This is a genomic window from Candidatus Nealsonbacteria bacterium DGGOD1a (assembly GCA_022530585.1).
In the GTDB taxonomy this organism is placed as follows: domain Bacteria; phylum Patescibacteriota; class Minisyncoccia; order Minisyncoccales; family UBA5738; genus UBA5738.
In genome coordinates this window covers 413,376-433,384 of record CP092821.1, presented here as the reverse complement: position 1 = coordinate 433,384, position 20,009 = coordinate 413,376, and the positions used below count along the sequence as shown (strand labels likewise).

Annotated in this window: 21 protein-coding genes, 1 tRNA gene and 1 pseudogene; 2 read left to right on the top strand and 21 right to left on the bottom strand. The window is 47.7% G+C overall.

The window, feature by feature from the left end:
* Position 1: 1 nt before the first annotated feature.
* The 16 genes from L7H18_02115 to rpsB all read right to left on the bottom strand — a co-directional run bounded on the left by L7H18_02115 (position 2) and on the right by rpsB (position 13,136).
* Positions 2 to 298 carry a nucleotidyltransferase family protein gene (locus tag L7H18_02115; GenBank protein UMX48318.1) on the bottom strand — a complete coding sequence of 99 codons (297 nt, stop codon included), beginning with the start codon at positions 296 to 298 and terminating at the stop codon, positions 2 to 4.
* 196 nt (positions 299 to 494) lie between these two features.
* A complete protein-coding gene (locus tag L7H18_02110; GenBank protein UMX48317.1) occupies positions 495 to 854 on the bottom strand; it encodes a DUF86 domain-containing protein in 360 nt (119 codons plus the stop codon).
* On the bottom strand, positions 851 to 1,147 hold the full coding sequence (locus L7H18_02105; protein UMX48316.1) for a nucleotidyltransferase family protein: 297 nt from the start codon (positions 1,145 to 1,147) through the stop codon (positions 851 to 853). The genes L7H18_02110 and L7H18_02105 overlap by 4 nt, the downstream gene beginning before the upstream one ends.
* A 235-nt stretch (positions 1,148 to 1,382) precedes the next feature.
* A complete protein-coding gene (gene rplK / locus L7H18_02100; GenBank protein UMX48315.1) occupies positions 1,383 to 1,805 on the bottom strand; it encodes a 50S ribosomal protein L11 in 423 nt (140 codons plus the stop codon).
* Between the two features lie 87 nt (positions 1,806 to 1,892).
* Complete coding sequence (gene nusG, locus L7H18_02095; protein UMX48314.1) at positions 1,893 to 2,438, bottom strand: transcription termination/antitermination protein NusG; 546 nt, start codon at positions 2,436 to 2,438, stop codon at positions 1,893 to 1,895.
* Between the two features lie 51 nt (positions 2,439 to 2,489).
* Positions 2,490 to 2,687 carry a preprotein translocase subunit SecE gene (gene secE / locus L7H18_02090; GenBank protein ID UMX48313.1) on the bottom strand — a complete coding sequence of 66 codons (198 nt, stop codon included), beginning with the start codon at positions 2,685 to 2,687 and terminating at the stop codon, positions 2,490 to 2,492.
* A 100-nt stretch (positions 2,688 to 2,787) separates the two neighbouring features.
* Complete coding sequence (locus tag L7H18_02085) at positions 2,788 to 4,533, bottom strand: DUF2079 domain-containing protein (GenBank protein UMX48312.1); 1,746 nt, start codon at positions 4,531 to 4,533, stop codon at positions 2,788 to 2,790.
* 52 nt (positions 4,534 to 4,585) lie between these two features.
* The gene (gene gyrB / locus L7H18_02080) at positions 4,586 to 6,511 is read right to left on the bottom strand and encodes a DNA topoisomerase (ATP-hydrolyzing) subunit B (GenBank protein ID UMX48311.1); all 1,926 of its coding nucleotides are present in this window, start codon (positions 6,509 to 6,511) and stop codon (positions 4,586 to 4,588) included.
* A gap of 30 nt (positions 6,512 to 6,541) precedes the next feature.
* Positions 6,542 to 8,569 carry a phenylalanine--tRNA ligase subunit beta gene (gene pheT / locus L7H18_02075; GenBank protein ID UMX48310.1) on the bottom strand — a complete coding sequence of 676 codons (2,028 nt, stop codon included), beginning with the start codon at positions 8,567 to 8,569 and terminating at the stop codon, positions 6,542 to 6,544.
* 118 nt (positions 8,570 to 8,687) lie between these two features.
* The gene (locus tag L7H18_02070; GenBank protein UMX48309.1) at positions 8,688 to 9,764 is read right to left on the bottom strand and encodes a phenylalanine--tRNA ligase subunit alpha; all 1,077 of its coding nucleotides are present in this window, start codon (positions 9,762 to 9,764) and stop codon (positions 8,688 to 8,690) included.
* A 34-nt stretch (positions 9,765 to 9,798) separates the two neighbouring features.
* Positions 9,799 to 10,065 carry a hypothetical protein gene (locus L7H18_02065; GenBank protein ID UMX48308.1) on the bottom strand — a complete coding sequence of 89 codons (267 nt, stop codon included), beginning with the start codon at positions 10,063 to 10,065 and terminating at the stop codon, positions 9,799 to 9,801.
* A 48-nt stretch (positions 10,066 to 10,113) separates the two neighbouring features.
* On the bottom strand, positions 10,114 to 10,815 hold the full coding sequence (locus tag L7H18_02060) for a transposase (GenBank protein ID UMX48307.1): 702 nt from the start codon (positions 10,813 to 10,815) through the stop codon (positions 10,114 to 10,116).
* Between the two features lie 161 nt (positions 10,816 to 10,976).
* Positions 10,977 to 11,048: transfer RNA gene (locus L7H18_02055), tRNA-Thr, on the bottom strand.
* A 156-nt stretch (positions 11,049 to 11,204) separates the two neighbouring features.
* A complete protein-coding gene (locus L7H18_02050; GenBank protein UMX48306.1) occupies positions 11,205 to 11,801 on the bottom strand; it encodes a hypothetical protein in 597 nt (198 codons plus the stop codon).
* 43 nt (positions 11,802 to 11,844) lie between these two features.
* Positions 11,845 to 12,288, bottom strand: a complete 444-nt coding sequence (locus L7H18_02045) for an elongation factor Ts (GenBank protein UMX48305.1) — start codon at positions 12,286 to 12,288, stop codon at positions 11,845 to 11,847.
* 131 nt (positions 12,289 to 12,419) lie between these two features.
* A complete protein-coding gene (rpsB, locus tag L7H18_02040) occupies positions 12,420 to 13,136 on the bottom strand; it encodes a 30S ribosomal protein S2 (GenBank protein ID UMX48304.1) in 717 nt (238 codons plus the stop codon).
* Positions 13,137 to 13,349: 213 nt separating this feature from the next.
* Between rpsB and rpmE the strand changes: the two genes are divergently transcribed.
* Together rpmE and prfA are read left to right on the top strand one after the other, a co-directional pair.
* The gene (rpmE, locus tag L7H18_02035) at positions 13,350 to 13,577 is read left to right on the top strand and encodes a 50S ribosomal protein L31 (protein ID UMX48303.1); all 228 of its coding nucleotides are present in this window, start codon (positions 13,350 to 13,352) and stop codon (positions 13,575 to 13,577) included.
* Between the two features lie 37 nt (positions 13,578 to 13,614).
* Positions 13,615 to 14,667, top strand: a complete 1,053-nt coding sequence (prfA, locus tag L7H18_02030) for a peptide chain release factor 1 (protein ID UMX48302.1) — start codon at positions 13,615 to 13,617, stop codon at positions 14,665 to 14,667.
* A gap of 184 nt (positions 14,668 to 14,851) precedes the next feature.
* On the opposite strand, the gene L7H18_02025 is transcribed toward prfA, so the two are convergent.
* From L7H18_02025 to L7H18_02005, 5 genes and pseudogenes are all read right to left on the bottom strand, one after another.
* Positions 14,852 to 16,207, bottom strand: coding sequence for a lytic murein transglycosylase (locus L7H18_02025; GenBank protein ID UMX48301.1), 1,356 nt, complete (start codon positions 16,205 to 16,207; stop codon positions 14,852 to 14,854).
* Between the two features lie 261 nt (positions 16,208 to 16,468).
* On the bottom strand, positions 16,469 to 17,140 hold the full coding sequence (locus L7H18_02020) for a 50S ribosomal protein L25 (protein ID UMX48300.1): 672 nt from the start codon (positions 17,138 to 17,140) through the stop codon (positions 16,469 to 16,471).
* 39 nt (positions 17,141 to 17,179) lie between these two features.
* On the bottom strand, positions 17,180 to 17,608 hold the full coding sequence (locus L7H18_02015) for a hypothetical protein (protein UMX48299.1): 429 nt from the start codon (positions 17,606 to 17,608) through the stop codon (positions 17,180 to 17,182).
* 70 nt (positions 17,609 to 17,678) lie between these two features.
* Positions 17,679 to 18,882, bottom strand: a pseudogene (locus L7H18_02010) (fructose-1,6-bisphosphatase).
* A 96-nt stretch (positions 18,883 to 18,978) separates the two neighbouring features.
* A complete protein-coding gene (locus L7H18_02005) occupies positions 18,979 to 19,974 on the bottom strand; it encodes a carbohydrate kinase family protein (GenBank protein UMX48298.1) in 996 nt (331 codons plus the stop codon).
* Positions 19,975 to 20,009 lie beyond the last annotated feature (35 nt).

Sequence of the window (20,009 nt, the reverse complement as noted above, 5' to 3'; positions counted from 1 at the left end):
TTCAAAAAATTTTTATTTGGTCAGCCAATATTTGTTTTTTTAACAAAGGATGGATCGCTTCATATTCGACAAGATCGATTTTCTTTCCAAAAAGATCTTCCAAATCAACGCTCAACCCGCCCAAATCAAACAAGGTTCGCCCATCTTCCATCTCCACCAATAAATCAATGTCGCTTCGCTTTTTTTGCTCGCCCCGCGCGTACGACCCGAAAACCGCGGCTTTGACCACGCCGTATTCCTTGAAAATCGCGTTCAATTTCGCCCGATTCTTTGCATTGATAAAATCAACCTTCTTCATATCCCAATCCTACCACACCTTAAAAACAACTCAAACTATACCCAAATTTTCGGTTGTTGTTTTACGGTTATTTTTAAAACAAAAAAACTCTTGCGAAAGGCAAATCAAAAAACGAAACGCGGTTTGACAAGGTCGCACCCCGCCGTGGCGGGGGAACGACCTTAAATGCAAAATACGAATTCAATAATTCAAAAAATTACAATAATTTCTTTTGTTTGTTCTCGCCAATAATTTTTGCGATTTTTTCTTTCAGATCGGGAATCTCGTTTGCGACCACATTCCAAACTTTTTCCGTATCAATGCCAAAATAGTCGTGCACCAAAACATCCCTCATTCCCGCAATTTTTTTCCAGGGAATATCCGGATATTGCCGGCGGAAATCATATGGCAAATTTTTAACCGCCTCTCCCATATTTTCAATTCGCTTAAAAACCGCGTCTTGTGTTTTCTTGTCGCCATTAAACTCTTTTTTGCTCAAATCCAAAGTATAATCCCGGATCGCCGCTATTGATTTCGCTATATCGTCAACCAATATTTCCGGATCTCTTTTTTTCATAAAATTGGAACTTGCTCGCCAAGGATTTCCTTTTTGAGCTTCGGGTGGATGCATTCGTATTCCACCAAATCAACTTTTCGGCCGAAAAGCTTCTCCAGATCGACTTTCAAACCGCCCAAATCCATCAAACTCCGACCGCTTTCCATTTTAATCAAAAAATCGATATCGCTCCTCTTCCTTTCGTCGCCCCGCGCGTACGACCCGAAAACCGCGGCTTTGACCACGCCGTATTCCTTAAATATCGCGTTCAATTTCGCCCGGTTTTTTGAATTGATAAAACCAACCTTCTTCATATCCCAATCCTACCACACCTCCAAATTTATTCAAAAGACCCGCTTGCGCGGGGCTTCAAATTCAATGCTTGCGTCAGTTCGTATTTAAATACATATTTAAATACGAATTTACTTTGGATTACGAAACAATTAAATTCAAATGCTTTGAAGGGGTCTAACCCTTGCGATTACGCAAGGGATAGACCCCAAATACAAAGCGTTTCGCAGTAATTCAAGAGAATTTAAATATGTACTTCTATTCCACCTCGATCCCCATATTGCGGGCGGTGCCGGCGATGGTTTTCATCGCGGCTTCGATCGTGCCGGCGTTCAGATCGGGCATTTTTTGTTCGGCGATCTTTTTTAATTGCGCTTTGGTGATTTTTCCCACTTTCTTTTTGTTGGGATTGCCCGAACCGGCTTCAACGCCGGCGGCTTTCTTTAAAAGCTCGGATGCCGGCGGCTGCTTTAATTTCAGCGAAAACGATCTGTCCTCGTAGATCGTGATCTCCACCGGAACCTTGAAGCCCATCATCGGGCGCGAAAGATCGTTGAATTGCTTGACAAATTCCGCCAAGTTAATGCCATGCGGCGCCAAAGACGGCCCGATCGGCGGCGCCGGAGTCGCTTTCCCCGCTTGTATTTGAAGTCCGATCACTTTCTTTACTTTTTTTGCCATTTTGTTTGTCGATTTCCCGCAACCAAGTAATTTCAGCTTGTTTCGGTTTTGCTCCGACTCAAACTGCTGGATTCGGAATATTCGGTTTTATATTTTATTGATCTGCAACGAATCCAATTCCACCGGCGTGTCGCGGCCGAACATACTCACCAGCACCTTGACCTTGCCGCGCTCGCGGTCAATCTCCGACACCTTGCCTTCCGAATCCTTGAACGGGCCATCAATGATTTTCACCGATTCGCCGATGATCACATCAATGTTAAATTCAGGCTCCGACATTTCCATCCGTTTTTTTAATTCGGTGATCTCTTCAAACGAAACCGGGATCGGCGTGGTGCCGGCGCCCACAAACCCGGTGACATTGGGCGTGTTTCTCACCACATACCAGGAATCGTCGGTAACCATCATTTCCACCAGAATATAACCCGGATAAATTTTTTCCTCAATGGTCTTGCGCTTGCCCTCCTTGATCTTAACTTTCTTTTCTTTGGGCACGATCACATTGAAAATCTTGTCTTCCATTCCCAGCGATTCGATCCTCTGTTTGAGATTTTTGGCCACCGCTTCCTCATAACCCGAGTAGGTATGAATGACATACCAATTTTTCTCGGACATTATTTGTTGTTTTGGCATATTGATAGCTTAAAGCTAAAATTGAAAAACTTAAAGTATAAACGCGAAAAGTTACTGGCCGATTACATATTTTTGAAGCAAAAACGCGAACCCGTAATCAAGCGAACCGAAAAACGCGGCCGTCACCAGTATAAAACCGATCACCAAAAAGGTATAGTTCATCAACTGCCGGCGGCCAAGCCAATTGACCTTCTTGACCTCGACGCGCACCTCCTTCAAAAATTTGACGATAAAGTTAACGATATTCATAACAAATATTTTTACCCTTCTTAAAAAAGCCCTCGGGGCTCTTAACGCATAATACCAAACATTCCGGCGAATGTCAAAGAAAAGCTAGGGTTGGCGCGAATCACATCAAGCAATTTTCCAAGAGATACTTGCGGTGTATCGGCTGTAATTCGGCTTGCTCGAGCGTTCTCCGGCAGAATGCCGCCATTTCGCTCTTCGCGGCCGCGTCAATATCGCCGGTTCTTTCAAAAACAATCCCGAACCGGGTTTCTTTTTTTATTTTAAACAACGGACTGGCGGACAGAAAATCGCGGATCTGCGGCATAATCTTGGCGTTGACCGGCCAATAGTTGCACGCGATGGATTCGCAATAATCAAAAATCACGAATCGCGCGTCGCCAATCCGCGGCAAAACATAGAGATTGTCGCGCTGGCTCAAATGAGGAAGCAAAAAATAGCTTGCCGAAACCGAGGCGTCCGCGGGTATCTGATCAATGAGATCGGCCATTTGAGCGGTATCGGGATGATCAACCGATTTCCAATTATAAACTGGATCCAGAATATAGGAATAATTGTAACCGTACAACAAATTCACCGACATCGCCAAAGATATAACCCAAATCGGAAACGATAAATTGATTTTGTCGAATTTACTTTGAATCGCGCTCCCGGCGCGGGATTTTCTCGGCGAATCCAGAAAATAAATGAAAACCGCGGCGGCCAGCGGAGCGAAGACCGCGTTATAATAAAGCCCGGCGTAAGAAAGATAGGCATAGGAACTTAATATGCGCGTGGCCGCCGCCGGCAGAAAAAGCGCGGCCGCCGCCGCGCAAAACGCAAGCGGAAGAAGCAAGGGAGCGATATATAACGCCATCGTCCACCATTTTTCCGGGAATTGGGTTAGAATCGCGCCGATCGCGGCGGGATTTGACGCATAGTTGACAATTCCGGATAAAAATCCGTTTTCAAACCCCGGATATAAATTACCGTAAGCATAACCGACGCCGGGATAATTCAATGCCGGCATCGCCAGCTTCATCAACACGACAAAATAAACAATTCCCAAAATTATCGCGATTCCGCCAACGCGAAATCGTTTGCCGAGCAGAACGGCAAAAATCCCGATTGCGACGGCCCATAACGCGAATTCCTCCTTAACCAGCAAAAGCAAAACAATGGAAATAAAATATCCGCGCCAATTCTTGCGCGACAAAAAATACAGCGCCGCGGTCAGGAAAAGCGGCGCGAAGGCGATTTCGTGGAAATCGCAGTTTACCGCTCCCTGTATGCCCGGATGCCCCAGGTAAAAAAACGCCAGCAGCAATCCCCAAAACGGGCTTAAACCGGATTTATACGCCCACAAACAAATAATCCCGGCGGGCAGAACCAATAAAAACGCCTGCGCCAGCAAAAGAGTTTGCGGCGCCGGGAAAAGGGCGTAAAGCGGCGCCAGCAGAATCAATATCGGATCAAAATGATCGCCAAAAACCAAGGGGACATTGCGGATACTGCTTTCCGGCGTTTCCATCCGGCTCAAATGCCAAACCGCCTGGTCGAAAATCGACAAATCATACCCGGTAAAAAAATTATCGTGCTTATGGATTGAAAACGCCGCGTAAAATATGAAAAAGAAAACGCAAAACCCGGCAACCGCCCATCCCGCGTTCCGCCAATTTTGCAACCAACGATTGCGCGACAATTTCCCCAAGCCCAGCGCCAAAGGCGCCGAAAGAAAAAAACCAAAAATAAAAATTCCGGCGATTGAGCCCCAGAAAGAATCAAAAAGCGGCGCGTACAAAAATAACGCCGCCGTCAGCCCCGTGATCACCCATAAAGACCAGAACCAAAAAATTTTTCTGTCAGCCACAAATTGCGCGGCGGCGTTTTCGCGCCGCCGATTAAAATACCGGGCTCATTGATCAAACATCCAGATTCTTCACAGTCTTGGCGCAGGTTTGGATGAATTTCTTGCGCGGCAAAACTTCGTCGCCCATCAGCATATCAAACACGCTGTCGGCTTCCTGAGCGTCTTCGATCCTGATTTGGAGCAGGATGCGGTTGCGCGGGTTCATTGTGGTTTCCCAAAGCTCTTCGGCATTCATTTCGCCCAAGCCTTTGTACCGCTGAATATTCAAACCCGGCTTGTTAAAGGTTTTTAAAATTTCATTTTTCTCGTCCTCGGTATACGCGTAACGGATATCTTTGCCGGCCGTCATTTTATAAAGCGGCGGCTGGGCGATGTACACATAACCTTTTTCGATGATCGGCCGGAAATAACGGTAAAAAAGAGTTAACAGCAGCGTCCGGATATGATTGCCGTCGGAGTCCGCATCAGCCATGATCACGATATGATGATAACGCAGTTTATCAATGTTAAAATCTTCGGCCACGGCCGTGCCCAGCGCGATAATCAATGCCTTGACTTCCTTTGATTCCAGCATCTTGTCCAACCGCGTGCGCTCGACATTCAAAATCTTGCCGCGCAAAGGCAGTATCGCCTGAAAGCGCCGGTCGCGCGCCTGCTTGGCCGAACCGCCGGCCGATTCGCCCTCCACGATATACACTTCGGAATCTTCCGGAGAACGCGAACTGCAATCCGCCAATTTACCCGGCAAAGACAAACCGTCCAAAATACCTTTGCGCAATACGGTTTCGCGCGCGGCTTTGGCCGCCTTGCGCGCCTTGTGCGACAATATGCATTTGTCAACAATACTGCGGGCATCGTTGGGATTGCGTTCCAGAAAATCGGTTAAAGCTTCAGACACCACGCCCTCCACCGCGCTTTTGGCTTCGGGATTGCCCAGCTTGCCCTTGGTCTGGCCTTCAAATTGCGGTTCGCGAATCTTGATTGAAACCACCACCGTCAGCCCTTCGCGCAAATCCTCGCCGGTCAGATTGTCATCGGCGGCTTTTAAAATATTGTTCTTGCGCACATAATCGTTGAAAACGCGCGTCATCGCGGTGCGAAAACCCGTCAAATGCGTACCGCCTTCCGCGGTGACGATATTATTGGCAAAACTTTGTTCGTAACATTCAAACTCATCGGTATAAATAAACGCCGCTTCAACCTGCACATCGTTTTTATTGCCTGAAATGTAAAACACATTGTCCTGAATCGCGTTTTTTCCGCGCGTCAAGTATTTCACGAACGAATACAACCCGCCCTCGAAATAAAACGAGTACGAAGTCTGGGGTTCGGACGATTTATTAATGACATTGACCTTGATACCCTTGGTCAAGTAGGCCTGCTGGCGCAAATGAGTGATAATCCGTTTGGGATCGTATTTGATTTCCTCGAATATCTGCGGATCCGCGTCGAATGTGATCGTCGTTCCGTGACTTTCGCATTTGCCGGCTTTTTTGACCGCCGCGCGCGGCTTGCCCCGATCATATTCCTGCACATAAAGCCCGCCATCGCGGCAAACCTCGGCTTTGGACCATGTCGATAGCGCGCACACCACCGAAACGCCCACACCGTGCAAACCGCCCGATACCTGATAAGCCTTATTTTCAAACTTCGCTCCCGCGTGCAAAGTCGTCAAAACGATTTCGAGCGCCGAAACTTTTTTCTGCGGATGAATGTCCACCGGAATGCCGCGGCCGTCATCGGAAACTTTTATGCGATTATCCGGCAAAAGCCAAACATTGATATTCTTGCAATATCCGGCCATGGCCTCGTCCAGCGAATTATCCACAACCTCCCAAATCAAATGGTGCAATCCGTCCAGCCCGGTCGAGCCGATATACATTCCCGGACGCCGGCGCACCGGCTCCAGCCCTTCCAGCACCGAAATATCCTTGGCGCTGTACGATTCGTTTTTCTTGTTTTTTTCTTCTTTTGCCATAGTGTAATATTATTTTGAAAAACAAGCGGTTTATTTTTTTACCCGCCACTCCGGATTTTTCTCGATCGCGCCGATGGTTTTTTCCTGCCAATCGCCGATCTCTTTTGAATCCAGCGTTTTTTGATCGGAGTGGAGATGGAATTTAAACAAAATGTTTTTATTTTTGCCGGAAATGTACGGCGCGCCGGATATTTCAAAACTTTTAATCAATTTCAGATTGTCCGCCGCTTTTACCGCGTCCATCACATCGCCCGACAATGTTTGAATCGGCATATCAACCGAAATATCGCGAATCGCTTCGGGATAAATCGACAACCGCTTGTATTCAATCTTCCGCGTAGCCATCGCCGATAACGCATCCAAACTTAGCTCAAAAACCGCCAACGGCCCCAATCCCAATGCCGCGCCAACCGCCGCGGCCAGTTGCCCGATAATGCCGATTTCCTTGCCGTTGGCAAAAACGCGCGCGCTCCGCGCCGGGTCAAAAAGCGAATCAACGCGGTCTCCCAGCGGCGCGCAGCGAAAATCCGCGATGCCCAACTTCCGGCAAACAAATTCCAGCGCGCCCTTCGCTTCAAAAAACGAACCGCCGCGGTCAAACCCGGACAGCATTGTCGGCTCCATCCGCAAATCCGGCGCGAAAATCCGCCCGATCTCAAATTGCCGCAAAATTTCGGTTTGCGAATTGGCCGCCGCGTTTTTCAGCAACCCCGGCAAAAGGCTGGGCCGCATAAACCTCAAATCCGCGTTAACCGGATTCTTAATCTCCAAAACATCATTCTCCCTAAAATCGAAATTTCGGCAATCGCCGGCGGATATGAAAGTGGAATTGCGCGTCTCGGTCCATCCGGCCGCGGCCAGCGCGTCTTTTGCGATGTTTTTCCACCGCCAAAAATAATTTTCCGCCGGCGGCGCGATTGTCGCCGCCGGCAATTTCGGATCAATCGCCTCATAGCCGCCGATACGGCCGATTTCTTCAATCAAGTCCTGCGGCGCGAAAACATCGGTGCGGCGCGTGGGCGACGCGACCTCCAGCGACAGCCCCTTGCCTTTGCGCACCGAAAAGCCCAGCGATTCCAATATCTTTTTCACGCGCGCGGTCTGCAATTGGATTCCCAACAGCTTTTCCGCGGTTTCCATTTCCAAAATAATCTTCTTTGGCTTTGCCGAAGCGGGATAGCGATCCACCGCGCCCGCCAAAACCTGTCCCCCGGAAATTTGGGCGATCAGTTCCGCGGCGCGCCGGGCAACCTCGGCGGTTTGGCCCGGATCAAGGTCATGCTCGAAACGCAGCGACGCGTCGGTCTGCAAACCAAGCCGGCGCGACGCCGCTCGCACCGACCGGCGGTCGAAATTGGCCGATTCGATCACAATCACGGCAGTTTTTTCCGAAATCTCCGCGCGCCGGCCGCCTTTGATGCCCGCGACCGCCAGCGGTCCGGTTTCATCGCTGATAACCAGAGTCTTTGAGTCCAGTTCGTATTTTTTTCCGGTCAGCGCGTCGATTGTTTCGCCGTTTCTCGCGAAACGCACGATAATTTTTTTGGCTTTTGTTTTTGAACCGACATTCTGAAGTTTGTCCCAATCAAACGCATGTAAAGGCTGGCCGGTTTCCAAGAGTACATAATTGGTCGCGTCAACCACATTGTTGATTGCGCGCATTCCGCACGCCTCAAGCCGCTCCCGCATCCATTTGGGCGACGGCCCGATCTTGACGCCGCTCACCATCATCGCCGTATAACGCCGGCAGGCTTCCGGATTTTCGATTTTCACATCCGCCAAAGTTTTGGCCGCGACCGCGTTTTTCATTTTATCCGCTTTTGCTTTGGGCAATATCAATTTTCGGCCCAAAACCGCACCAATCTCCCGCGCGATGCCGATATGCGCGAAACAATCCGGCCGGTTGGACAAAATTGAAATATCAAAGATCGTGTCCTTTCCTTTTTTTTCCATCCCCTCCACCTCAAAACTGTGCCGGATTATCAAATCCGCCAGAACTTTGGGTTCAGGCAATTTCTTCTCAAAAAACGATTGAAGCCAAGAATAGCTAAACAACATTAATTTAAAATGTAAAAATCAAAAATCAAAATGACAATGTAAAATTAAAAATTATTGAATTCCAAATTTTACATTTTGAACTGTCATTTTTAATTTTGATTTTTAAATTTTCATTTTTTTAGAATTGTTCCAAAAATCTCTGGTCGTTTTCGTAAAACAGGCGAATGTCGTTGACTTTATATTTGATCATCGCCAGCCGGTCCATTCCAATCCCAAAAGCGAACCCCTGCCAGAATTGCGGATTGACCCCCGCGTTCTTCAAAACATTCGGATGCACCATGCCCGCGCCCATCACTTCCATCCAACCCGTGCCTTTGCACGCCGAACAACCCTTGCCCGCGCAATGCACGCACCGCAAATCAACCTCGAACGATGGCTCGGTAAACGGAAAAAACGACGGCCGCAACCGGATATTGTCTTTTTCCGCGGTTGCCTTGGCGGAATTTTTCCCATAAACATCAAGTTCGGTTTCGGAATCGCAAAAAAACTGCTTGAAGAATTCATCGATAACCGCCTTGAAATTGGCCACCGAAAGCGCTTTGTCAACCATCAACCCTTCAATCTGATAAAAATTGGGCATATGGGACGCGTCAACCGCGTCGCGGCGAAAAACTCGGCCGGGCACGATCACTCGCAAAGGCGGCTGATGATTTTCCATATAGCGCACCTGCCCCGGACTTGTGTGCGGACGCAGAGGCGATCCGTCTTTTAAAAATAAAGTGTCAAACACATCGCGCGCCGGATGATCTTTGGGAATATTCAGCGCGTCAAAATTGTACCACTCGTTTTCGATCTCCTGGCTTTGAATAATCTCGAATCCCATCCCGTAAAAAATCTCAACGATCCGCCGCTCCACCAAGGTGAGCGGATGCAAATGTCCCACCCTCGGATTAATTCCGGGCAGAGTAACATCCAGCCAATCCTTGTCCGACCGCTTGTTTTTGTTTTTTTCCTTCAACTCCGACGCTTTTTTTTCAAACACCGCCAATATCTCTTGTTTTATCCGATTGGCCTTCACCCCGGCAACCCCGCGCTCCTCTTTAGACAGCGATCCCAAAGATTTGAAAAATTCCCCCAGCGTTCCATCCTTGTCCAAATATCTCTTGTTAACCGAAACCAGCTCATTCTCGCTTTGAGCCGCCCCGATTTCCGCAACCGCCTCCATCTTGATTTTTTCCAAATCCAAACTATCCATGTGATTTAAACAATATTGTATTTTACCTCAATCCTCATAAAAAAACAATCTTATTATCTTCCGACAATCCGCCATCTGGAATTTTGCTGTCCGCGCGGAATTTCCGGCGCGTTGATTCTCGCATTCGCAAACTCGCGCCGTTCCTCGTCGGAATATTCCACCGGCCGATGAACGCCGCATAGCAATACTCGCGCCCGAAAGCGCAGCCGATATGCGAATTCACCGCCCACTCCGCGTCCGGCAATCCGGATTTCACCAAAACCGACTTAACTTTAAAGCTGTTTAAAGCTGTTGAAATCAAATATCAACAAAGATTTAAAGCTGTTGATATTTGATTTCAACGGTTCCGTTAATCAATCGACGCCTCGCGTAAAAATTTAGTAATTCCGCCGCAACTGAACGCATCGTAAGCAAATTCTTTGTATTTTTCAATTGTTTCAAATTTATCCGCCAAAATATCCCGATCCACAATTAATCTATTCTTTTCTCCAAACGATTCGGCCAAGCTGCAGAAATTATAGTCTGCGGCCGCCCTAAAAGCCTTATCAAAATTATTTTTTAAGTCAGCTCCATCGATTAATTCAAATGGGTTAAAAACTTGTATATATGCATCAACATATTGCAGATGAATTTCGTCTTTAATCGTTCGCGCCTTATAGGAACCTTGAAAAATTTTCCCTACATTATTTTCTTTTGTATTTTTATAGTTCGTATAGCCAACGCCCACGCGCCGCATAAATGCGGTAATCCCGCCTTCCTTGATTTCTTTCAAAAGTAAGTGAAAATGATTCGGCATAAGGCAATATGCCAATATTTTAACTATCGGTCGCTGGGCTTTCCATTCTTTAGGCCAACTATACCGGTTAAAATTCGATTTCAATAAAAATGAGATATTGCGCAATTTGTTAACCGAGGACATTTCGTCATTGAAATATCTCAAAATATTCACAAACCGCCAACGGTCATTGGTATCGCTAACAATATCCATCCTACGATTGCCCCGGTTATAAACATGCACAAAATCACCAACAAAAAAAGGCTCTTTTCTCATAATAAAATTTTAACATACTTAATTTGTTGAAATTTGTTGAAATCAAATATCAACAAAGATTTAAAGCTGTTGATATTTGATTTCAACAGGCTATTCCAATGGCGCGATACAAAATACAAAACGCACCCCGTTGAGAGTGCTTGTAAAATTATGCTGCCATGAGCCGACGAAGGGATTCGGACCCCCGACCTACTGTTTACAAAACAGTTGCTCTACCGCTGAGCTACGCCGGCATTTTTGCAAAACAAAAATTATTTATAGTTAATAGTTTAAAACCAACTGGCAACGGCTCAAAAACAAATGCCGGCCAAACCAAACAACAATTAGTATATTACTTCAAATCGGCAAATTATCAAGTTTCAAAAAAGATAGCCTCGCGGTTATCTTTTTTACCATTTGAAAGGGTCTTTCATTTTTTTCTTTTTCGGATTGTGTTTTTTCTTGCCGCGCGGTTCCCGCGGCAGAACCTGCGCGGGCATCACCACTCTGCCGATCATCGGTTCGGCTTTAGCCTCCGCGGAACCCGCGATCGCGCCGCCGCCGGCCGCGTCTTCATCCGGCGCCGCTTCCAACTCAGCCGCCGATGTTTTCGAATCACGCTTGTAGCCGGTTTTTTTGGTTTTGACAATCGTTCTCAAATCGCGCCAGTAGTTGTCCAAGAGCGCTTCTTCCTTTTTTTTCTGGTTTTCGGCGCGCTCGCGCAATTTGACCGTATATTCGTTGATTTTGTTCTCGGCTTTCATAACCAACACGCGCACTTTCAAAAGTCTCTTTTGCACAAAATCAATCCAGGAAAAATCCTTGAAATAGCGGTTATTCTTCAATCGAGCCGCAAACCAGTTCTTGGCCGCATCGCGGAAGTTTAAAAGCTTCGCTTCAGGCGAAAGCTGCGCCTCTCGCATGGCTTGAGGCATATTCCGCGCCGCGATCACGCCAATACCCGCGACACTCCCGATGAAAACTATGGAAGCGATCAATTCAACCATAAATAGCTGATGGACAGGGTTAATGAGAAATGCAAAAAAACAATTATATTTCAAATCTGGCCGCTTTCTTGAGGACAATGTTCTCGCCCACTTTGGCAACGGTTTCCTCGATGAGATCTTTGACGGATTTCGACGGATTTTTGATCCACGGCGAAGCTAAAATGATTTCCAGATCATCACCCATGGCCGCAATTTGCAAGCAAAGCTCGTGCGCGAGGCATTTGAAATCATCGGAATTTGCCACAAAGTCGGTTTCGCAACGCAACTCGACCATCACGCCGATCTTGCCGTTCGCGTGAAGATACGCGTCAACCTTGCCCTGGCCGGTCGTTCGATCGCTCTTTTTGGACGCCAAATCCTTACCCCATTTTTTCAGAATTTCTTTGGCTTTTTCAATACTGCCGCCTTCTTCGACGGCTTTTTTGCATTCGCCAATGGAAATTCCGGTCTCATCGCGAAGCTGTTTGATAAGTTCAATGTTTGCCATAAAATAATCAATTTCGAAATACGAATCTCGAATATTGAAACAAATTCGAATTTTTAAAACAGGATTCCGTTTTCAGTATTTGCTTTTCGATATTCGATATTGTTTCGGATTTCGGATTTCGATATTCGGATTTACTTTGATTCCGTTGCGGGTTTTTCCGCGATAGCTTGCTTGCCGGCCAAAACCGCTTCCTTAACCTTGCCCAAGATATAGGTCATCGACGACATCGAGTCGTCATTGGCAATGATCGAATAATCGGCCAAGTTGGGATCGATGTTAACATCGGCAATGCCGATCACCTTCACGCCATTTTCGCTGGCTTCCTTAACCGCCAATTTGTCCTTCTTCATATCGAGAACGAAAATGGCTTCGGGCATTTTCTCCATCATCTTGATTCCGCCCAGCTTCTTTTCCAGAACTTTGATCTCCTTTTGGATCTCGGACTGCTCTTTTTTGGTGTATTTTTCAAACTCGCCGGCCGCGGTCTTGCGCTCCAGCTCTTTGAAATAGTCAATGCGTTTTTTGATAATTTTGAAATTGGTGAAGGTTCCGCCGAGCCAGCGTTCGTTGACATAGGGCATATCGCCCGCCAGCGCCGCTTCTTTGACCATCTTCTTGAACTGGGTCTTGGTGCCCACGATCACGATTGTTTTGCCTTCGCCCACGATTTTTTCAATATAATCCAAGGCCGCTTGGAATTTATCAACCACTTTTTCAAGATCGATAATGAAAACCGTATTGCGCACGCCAAAAATATAAGGCTTCATCTTGGGATGAATCCTTGATTTCTTATGGCCGAATTGCAAGCCCGCTTTTGACATTTCTTCAACTGAAAGATTGTTATTCATTGTTTCTTGGTTTAACCTGTAAAATATTTCCACTTAACAGGCGCTAATTATCATATTTATAATTCATATCACATCCCGCCTCTTTTTTCAAGCCTTTGGGCAACCGGCTCGCCCGCTTGAAGCCTCTTGCCAATCATCGCTTTTTGCGTTATACTTGGTTTATCATCAAAAATGAGTGATTTTTATCGTTAAAAACGAACGATTTATTTTTCTATGAAAAAAGACATCCATCCCAAATATTATCCCGATGCGCAGGTGAAATGTTCGTGCGGGAAAACCTATTCCATCGGTTCGACCAAGGAATACACCGAAACCGAAACTTGTTCGTCCTGCCACCCCTTCTATACCGGCAAGGCCAGATTGGTGAACGCCATGGGACGCGTGGACAAGTTCCTGAAGAAGGTTGCCAAAAAAGACACTTTCGCCAAAAAAGCGAAATAATCTCAAAGCGGGAAAACTTTTTTGCCCAATCATTAAAATGACGCAAGCTCTTTCTCCCCGGCAAGAATACGATAAAATTCTCAATCAACTCAGCGACCCTGAGTTGATTTCCGATTGGGAAAAGTTCGAAACCCTCAACAAAAGAAAGTCATTTCTCGAAAAATTGATCGAAAAAGAAAGCGAGATCAGAGAAATCGGCAACAAAATCGAAGAAAACCGGCTCATCATACTCTCCGAAGAAGACCCCGAATTGACATCGCTGGCCGAGGTTGAAAACGAACAATTAAAGGCTCGGCAAACGATTCTGGAAAAGGAATCGCAAGAATTGATCAAAAGCGAGAACAAACCGGCCGGACCGGATGCCATCGTGGTTGAAATCCGCGGCGGTACCGGCGGCGAGGAAGCGGCGCTGTTCGCGGCGGATATTTACCGCATGTACGCGCGCTTTGCCCAAACCAAAGGCTGGAATCAAAAAATTCTGGACTCAAACCAAACCGAAATCGGCGGTTATAAAGAGATAATTTTTGAGCTCAAAGGCAAGGGCGTTTGGGAAGCGATGAAATACGAAGGCGGCGTGCACCGCATCCAGCGCATTCCTGAAACCGAAAAAAACGGCCGCATCCACACTTCAACCGCGACCGTGGCCGTCTTGCCCAAACCGAAAAAGAGTGAAATTTCCATCCGGCCCGATGAAATCAGGATTGAATTTTGCCGGTCGTCCGGCCCGGGCGGCCAGTTCGTGAACAAACGCGAATCCGCGGTGCGCATCACGCATATCCCAACCGGACTGGCGGTGTTTTCGCAAACCGAACGCAACCAACTTCAAAACCGCGAAAACGCCATGGCCCTGCTTGAATACCGCTTGCAGGAAAAACGCACGGCCGATGAAAACGCGGCCTTTGGCGGCGCCCGCAAGGAACAGATCGGCGGCGGCGAGCGCAGTGAAAAGATCCGCACTTACAATATTCCGCAAGACCGCGTCACCGACCATCGCATCAAAAAAAGCTGGCACGACATCGAAGGCATCTTCAACGGCAACATCGAAGACATCTCCAAATCCCTGCAGGAAGAATTGGATAAACCGGAATAATGGCGCATTGAGCCATAAATTGAAAGAACAAACCGCTTTATGCGGTTTTTGCTTAATTTCTTTGAATCGCGAAACAGCGAATTCTGAAATCAATTTTCGGCGTAATCGCGAAAATTTGATTTCAGAATTCGCGCGGTTGCCGCCGCGTTTGATTTAAATCGTATTCAAATATGATTTCGGCGGATTACCTTCCCTCGATCGCGGCAATATCGTCCGCGTACCCTTGGGCGATCGCCACGACATTGTCGCCGTAGAAACGGTACTTGGTGTTCACCGTGCCGGCAAAGTAGATCATTGCCGCTTTCCATTCGCCCGCCGTGGTTTGGCTGGTGGCGCCGTAGTCGGAAACATACAAAGCCGTGGCCATAAACGCGTCATTGATGTTCCAAGGGTTTCCCGGACGGCCCAAAACCGCCTGCAAGCGCGACGCGTAAAGCTTCCATGTGGACGGAATAAATTGCCCCGGACCCATCGCGCCGCCGTAACCGAAACTCATCGGGCAGGAAACCCGGGTCGCGTGCGGATCTTTGCCGATCGCGGTAACGATTTCGATAAACGGCGCCACATCGCGCGTCGGCTTCATTACCTTGGCGGTGGCGGCGCCGGTCCTGATATTAATACCCGCGCCAGTCGCGTCGTTGGTCATATAACACTGACCCACATTTTTGCCCAGATTCGATTCCTGCGTCAAAATCGCCAATAAAAACGCCGGCCGCACTCCGGTCGCCGCGCCCGCGGTTTTGGCGATCTGGTAGGCCTGTTCAAAGTTCGGCGCGTCCGAATCGGCGACGCCCGCCAGCGAAAACAGCCTTTCCCTGATTTTTTGAATCACTTGCGCGGTCAATTTTTTGGCTTCGGTTGTTTGCTTTAATTCGGCATCTTTCACCAAAAGAGTTTTGTTGTATTCGGCTTTGGCTTGTTCGTGCGCCTGCCTTTGCAATTCTTTCATTTTGGTGGTTTCTTCCAAATCGCCCTTCTCGTTTTCAAGGCCGACTTTCTGATCCTCCAATGATTGTTTCAACCCTTTGATGTCCTGCAAAATCCGGTTTGATTTTTCGTTCAAATTTTCCAGATAAACCAGATTGTCAAAGAAATCCGACAATTTCCGCTCGGCCAAAAGCGATTGAATCAGCGGCGTCTGGTCGGCATCGTCAATGGCGCGCACGATCGTCGCCAGATATCTTTGCGAATCGCTAATCTTTTCGCCGGTCGTTTTCACCGAATCCTCGGTATCGCTAATCTGGAGCGTGATGTCCCCGATCATCGCATTGCTCTTCTTGATCTGAATTGCCAGCGAATCGGCTTTCTTCTTCAACGCCGAAATTTGGTTCTGCAAGGTTTTTTTCTCTCCGGCGGTTTTGGTGATGTCGGAATCATACTGCTTCAATAACGATTCGTATTTGTCCAGAAGCGACTGGCAAGTCGCTTTGTCGGTGCACTCGCCGGTTTCAATCGTTGTCGCTTGCGCGAATAATTCCCGCCCGGACGCGGACAACAATATCAATGCCGAAAAAATCGCGATTATTGGTTTGGTATTCATTGTTAATATATTTACTACTCTAAATTGCGAAACTAGCGAATTCTGAAATCAATTTTCGGCGTAATCGCGGAAATTTGATTTTAGAATTCGCGCGGCAACCGCCGCGTTTGGTGAAAATTGACTTCCCAAAAACTGAAGTCAAATTTCCCCAAACGCTAGTTTCGCAATTCAAAGTATATTAGCTGTTACACTCCCACACTACCTATCTTAACGCAAACGCCCGCGATTTTGCAACCGCGGGCGCCGTAAACAATCGGAAAACTACTTCTTCGCCGTCGGAGCGGCTTCTTCTTCGGTAACCACATCCTTCTCCTTTTTCTCCACTGTGCCGACTTCCTCGACTTTTTCTTCAATCGGTTTTTCCAGTTCTTCTTCCACTTTTTGCACCGGAGCGGCCAAAGCCACGATCTCGTCGGGATTCTTGAGCAATTCCACTTTATCGCCGATGATCAAATCCTTAACCAGAATGGCATCTTCGAAAGTGGCGAGTTTGGAAATGTCAACCTTGATTTCGCGCGGCAGATCGGCCGGCAGAGCTTTCACGGTAATATCGGAGATATTTTTAACCAATGTGCCTCCCAAATCTTTGACGGCCGGCGATTCGCCTTCGAACACCAGCGGCACTTCGGCTTCGATTTCTTTGGTCAAGTCCGGCTGATAAAGATCGGCATGGATGATATTGCCCGACACCGGATCGGTGTCAATGTCGTTGATCAGCACCATAAAACTGTTTTTTTCGCCCTCGACCGCCAGAGATATCAACGAGCTTTTGCCCGACTGGCGAAACATCTTCACGAATTCTTTGATATCGACCGCGATGTTCTTGTTGGCAATACCCGGGCCGTACAATACCGCCGGAATAAACCCGTTCTGGCGCAATTCTTGCGTGTCGCGGCCAAGTTCTGTTCTTGATTTTGATTTAAGCGTAAGCATATAATTTTGGTTCTCCGCAGAGATGAACTGTTTTAGTGATTATTTAATATCGAAATTATTCGAATAATAGGCAAATTCGGCGCTGAAAACCCGCCCTTGGCAATCAACGCAGATCGGTATTTTCAAGCGGTTTTGGCCGGGTTCAACTTCATCCATGGCCAAACGAAACTTCCGTTCCGCGCCCGGCTCGATGCACTTGTGAACAAGATCGTGGCCGCATTCCGAATAAGGATATGCCGTCCAATTATGATCTTCGGTTTCCCTCTCGATCAAGTAAGGATAACACGACGAAAAACATATTTGCCGATTGAAATTGTTTTTAATCGCCACTTCAAGCGAATCGCCGATTTTGTAGTCGGCTCGGTCAATGGATATCCGCACTGGCTTGACCGCCAACTTGAAAGACAAAAAAACAATAATTCCCGTTACCAGCGCCGCCACCGCTATTTTAATGTAAATTTTAAACATGGCTTCTAAAAAAATCGCTTATTGCCGCATCCACCAAGAAAAACGCGATAACAGATTTTAAGAAAAGCCGCTATTTCTCTTGTACTTTAAACCTTTTTTCTAAATTTTTCAAGATGGGCGCCATTTCGGTGTATTCCAGTTCCCCCATTCCCAGCATCGCTGGCCCAAAAAACCCTTGCCGCCGGATGTCTTCGGCTTTTCGGGAAACGCGCGATCGGACATAATCCCAATACGGCTGATCAAAGCAATCCGCGGCTTCGGTGAGCTTGCCATTATGAATGCCGTAGGCCGCGGCGCTCACGATCGGCGGCCCGTCGAAAAACGAAATCGCGGTATTCTGCTTGACCGGCATTAGCGGGCCGTGATGCGATCCGCGCATAAACCCGGCCACCAGATGTCCTATCGAATAGGGCGACAAAATTTCCCCCGATCCCGGAAACCCCTTTTGCGTTCTGAGGGCCGTGATGCGATCCGCGCATAAACCCGGCCACCAGATGTCCTATCGAATAGGGCGACAAAATTTCCCCCGATCCCGGAAACCCCTTTTGCGTTCTGACAATCATCACCGGATCGTCTTTTCCGGCATATTTGCCGGCAATGTTGTGCAAACGGGTGGTGCTGGCAACCGCCGCGATTTCGCCGTCGGCGCGCGAAACAATCGACTCGATCGCGAATCTTTCCTGATCGCGCAACAACACCGCGATATCATAGATTTCCTCGGGAGATTTCAGTTCAATGGATTTTGCTTCATCCGAAGGCAATAAATCAACAATGCGAAAGACATATCCCTGCCGGATTTTCGGCGAAATCACCAAGCCGGCATTGTGCATCGGATCGCAAAACGACAAATAGAGCGGCAAATTAAACGCTCCCGGATCGGTTTTGTCCGCGGCAATCATCAAGAACGGCTCGGCGTCGCGTTCTTCAAATTCCATTTCCGCGCACGCCGGCCCCAGCCCTTTGCATGTTCCGCAAAATTTGAGATTTAACAAATCCTGGCCCGCGCCGTAAAGCCCCTGATCTTTGGCGACTTTCATTCCCGCGATAAACGCGTCCCAGCAAAGCCGGTGCACTTTTTCATTTTCAATACCTTTGTTGTGCGTCGCCAAAATCGCGATGTCGTCGCCGGTGAAACTAACGCGCCAATCAATCAAAATTCCCTTGCTTTTCGTTTTGATGTGATTTTCCACCGCCGCCAGCAAATCTTTTGACGGGCGGATATGCCCGCCGATCGCGCCCAAATCCGCCTTGATCACGCTAATCGTTATTTTCATAATGTTAATTTAAACTTCTTTATTTAGATTATAGCAGAAAACGCGCAATGGCAAAATCAAACCTCGCCGATTGTCAAACCTCGCCGGCAATCGAATTCAATCTTTCAACGGACGGATTTTGACTTTGATGTTTTCTTGCTCGATCAAGTGGCGATTCTGTTTTGCCGGCAGGCCTTCGGAGCCGCGCGAAGACAAGCAATGTTTGGCGTTAACCAGCGCCAGCTTCATTGAATATTCGACATCGTTGCCGCTTGCCATCATTCCCGACATAAATCCTGAAGCGAACGCGTCTCCGGCGCCGGTGACATCGACAACCTTAAAGGGTTTTAATTTTGCCTCATAGATTTTCTCGCCGGCAATGATTATCGCGCCGTCCTTGCCTTTCGTGATCACATTGATTTTCGGATGCATATAGACGATTCTTTTGATAATCCTTGCTTCATCGGCGCAATTCGCTCCCGTCATCGCCGCGGCCTCCTCAAGATTCAATATCAAAACATCAATCCGCGCCAGCAGACCTTTAATGCACGCCCGCCCCATCTCCAGTTGTGAATTGCCCAAATTGGCCGCCACCATCGCGCCTTGTTTTTTGGCATGCGCGGTGATTTGCTCGGTCAGACGGCATAATTTGCCCGACAACGGCGCCAAATAAAACAATTTGGCGTTCATTTTGTCCCATTGGATATTTTTGTTTTCCAACAATTCCGACGCGCCGCGATAAACCAAAATCACGCGATCCATCCCCGGAGCGTTCAGCACCACGGAACTGTTGGTGGAAATTTTATCGGTTTTCACCGCCATTGAAGCGTCAACGCCCAATCCTTTCAGATACTCAATCGCTTCACGGCCGGGAATGTCGTCGCCCACCATGCCGCAATAGGCGGTATCAAGACCCTGCGCGGCGAATGTCCGGGCGGTATTCACGCCGCCCCCGCCAAAGGCAAACCGCGTTGCGGGAACATCGATTTTTGATCCCAGATCAAAAACCAAATTCTTTGCCGGAGTGAAATGCGCGCTTTTTTTAACGAATTTTGGCGGCAGATCCATAAACGCGTCCCACGCCGCGCTCCCGAAAGTAATTGCATCAAACATAGAGTTAAAATAATTTTCAATTTCCAAACAAATAA

Bases quoted from the DNA above. Each gene is read 5' to 3' on its own strand.
- L7H18_02115 (UMX48318.1), bottom strand. From the start codon at position 298: ATGAAGAAGGTTGATTTTATCAATGCAAAGAATCGGGCGAAATTGAAC.
- L7H18_02110 (UMX48317.1), bottom strand. From the start codon at position 854: ATGAAAAAAAGAGATCCGGAAATATTGGTTGACGATATAGCGAAATCA.
- L7H18_02105 (UMX48316.1), bottom strand. From the start codon at position 1,147: ATGAAGAAGGTTGGTTTTATCAATTCAAAAAACCGGGCGAAATTGAAC.
- rplK (UMX48315.1), bottom strand. From the start codon at position 1,805: ATGGCAAAAAAAGTAAAGAAAGTGATCGGACTTCAAATACAAGCGGGG.
- nusG (UMX48314.1), bottom strand. From the start codon at position 2,438: ATGCCAAAACAACAAATAATGTCCGAGAAAAATTGGTATGTCATTCAT.
- secE (UMX48313.1), bottom strand. From the start codon at position 2,687: ATGAATATCGTTAACTTTATCGTCAAATTTTTGAAGGAGGTGCGCGTC.
- gyrB (UMX48311.1), bottom strand. From the start codon at position 6,511: ATGGCAAAAGAAGAAAAAAACAAGAAAAACGAATCGTACAGCGCCAAG.
- pheT (UMX48310.1), bottom strand. From the start codon at position 8,569: ATGTTGTTTAGCTATTCTTGGCTTCAATCGTTTTTTGAGAAGAAATTG.
- L7H18_02070 (UMX48309.1), bottom strand. From the start codon at position 9,764: ATGGATAGTTTGGATTTGGAAAAAATCAAGATGGAGGCGGTTGCGGAA.
- L7H18_02060 (UMX48307.1), bottom strand. From the start codon at position 10,815: ATGAGAAAAGAGCCTTTTTTTGTTGGTGATTTTGTGCATGTTTATAAC.
- L7H18_02050 (UMX48306.1), bottom strand. From the start codon at position 11,801: ATGGTTGAATTGATCGCTTCCATAGTTTTCATCGGGAGTGTCGCGGGT.
- L7H18_02045 (UMX48305.1), bottom strand. From the start codon at position 12,288: ATGGCAAACATTGAACTTATCAAACAGCTTCGCGATGAGACCGGAATT.
- rpsB (UMX48304.1), bottom strand. From the start codon at position 13,136: ATGAATAACAATCTTTCAGTTGAAGAAATGTCAAAAGCGGGCTTGCAA.
- rpmE (UMX48303.1), top strand. From the start codon at position 13,350: ATGAAAAAAGACATCCATCCCAAATATTATCCCGATGCGCAGGTGAAA.
- prfA (UMX48302.1), top strand. From the start codon at position 13,615: ATGACGCAAGCTCTTTCTCCCCGGCAAGAATACGATAAAATTCTCAAT.
- L7H18_02025 (UMX48301.1), bottom strand. From the start codon at position 16,207: ATGAATACCAAACCAATAATCGCGATTTTTTCGGCATTGATATTGTTG.
- L7H18_02020 (UMX48300.1), bottom strand. From the start codon at position 17,140: ATGCTTACGCTTAAATCAAAATCAAGAACAGAACTTGGCCGCGACACG.
- L7H18_02015 (UMX48299.1), bottom strand. From the start codon at position 17,608: ATGTTTAAAATTTACATTAAAATAGCGGTGGCGGCGCTGGTAACGGGA.
- L7H18_02005 (UMX48298.1), bottom strand. From the start codon at position 19,974: ATGTTTGATGCAATTACTTTCGGGAGCGCGGCGTGGGACGCGTTTATG.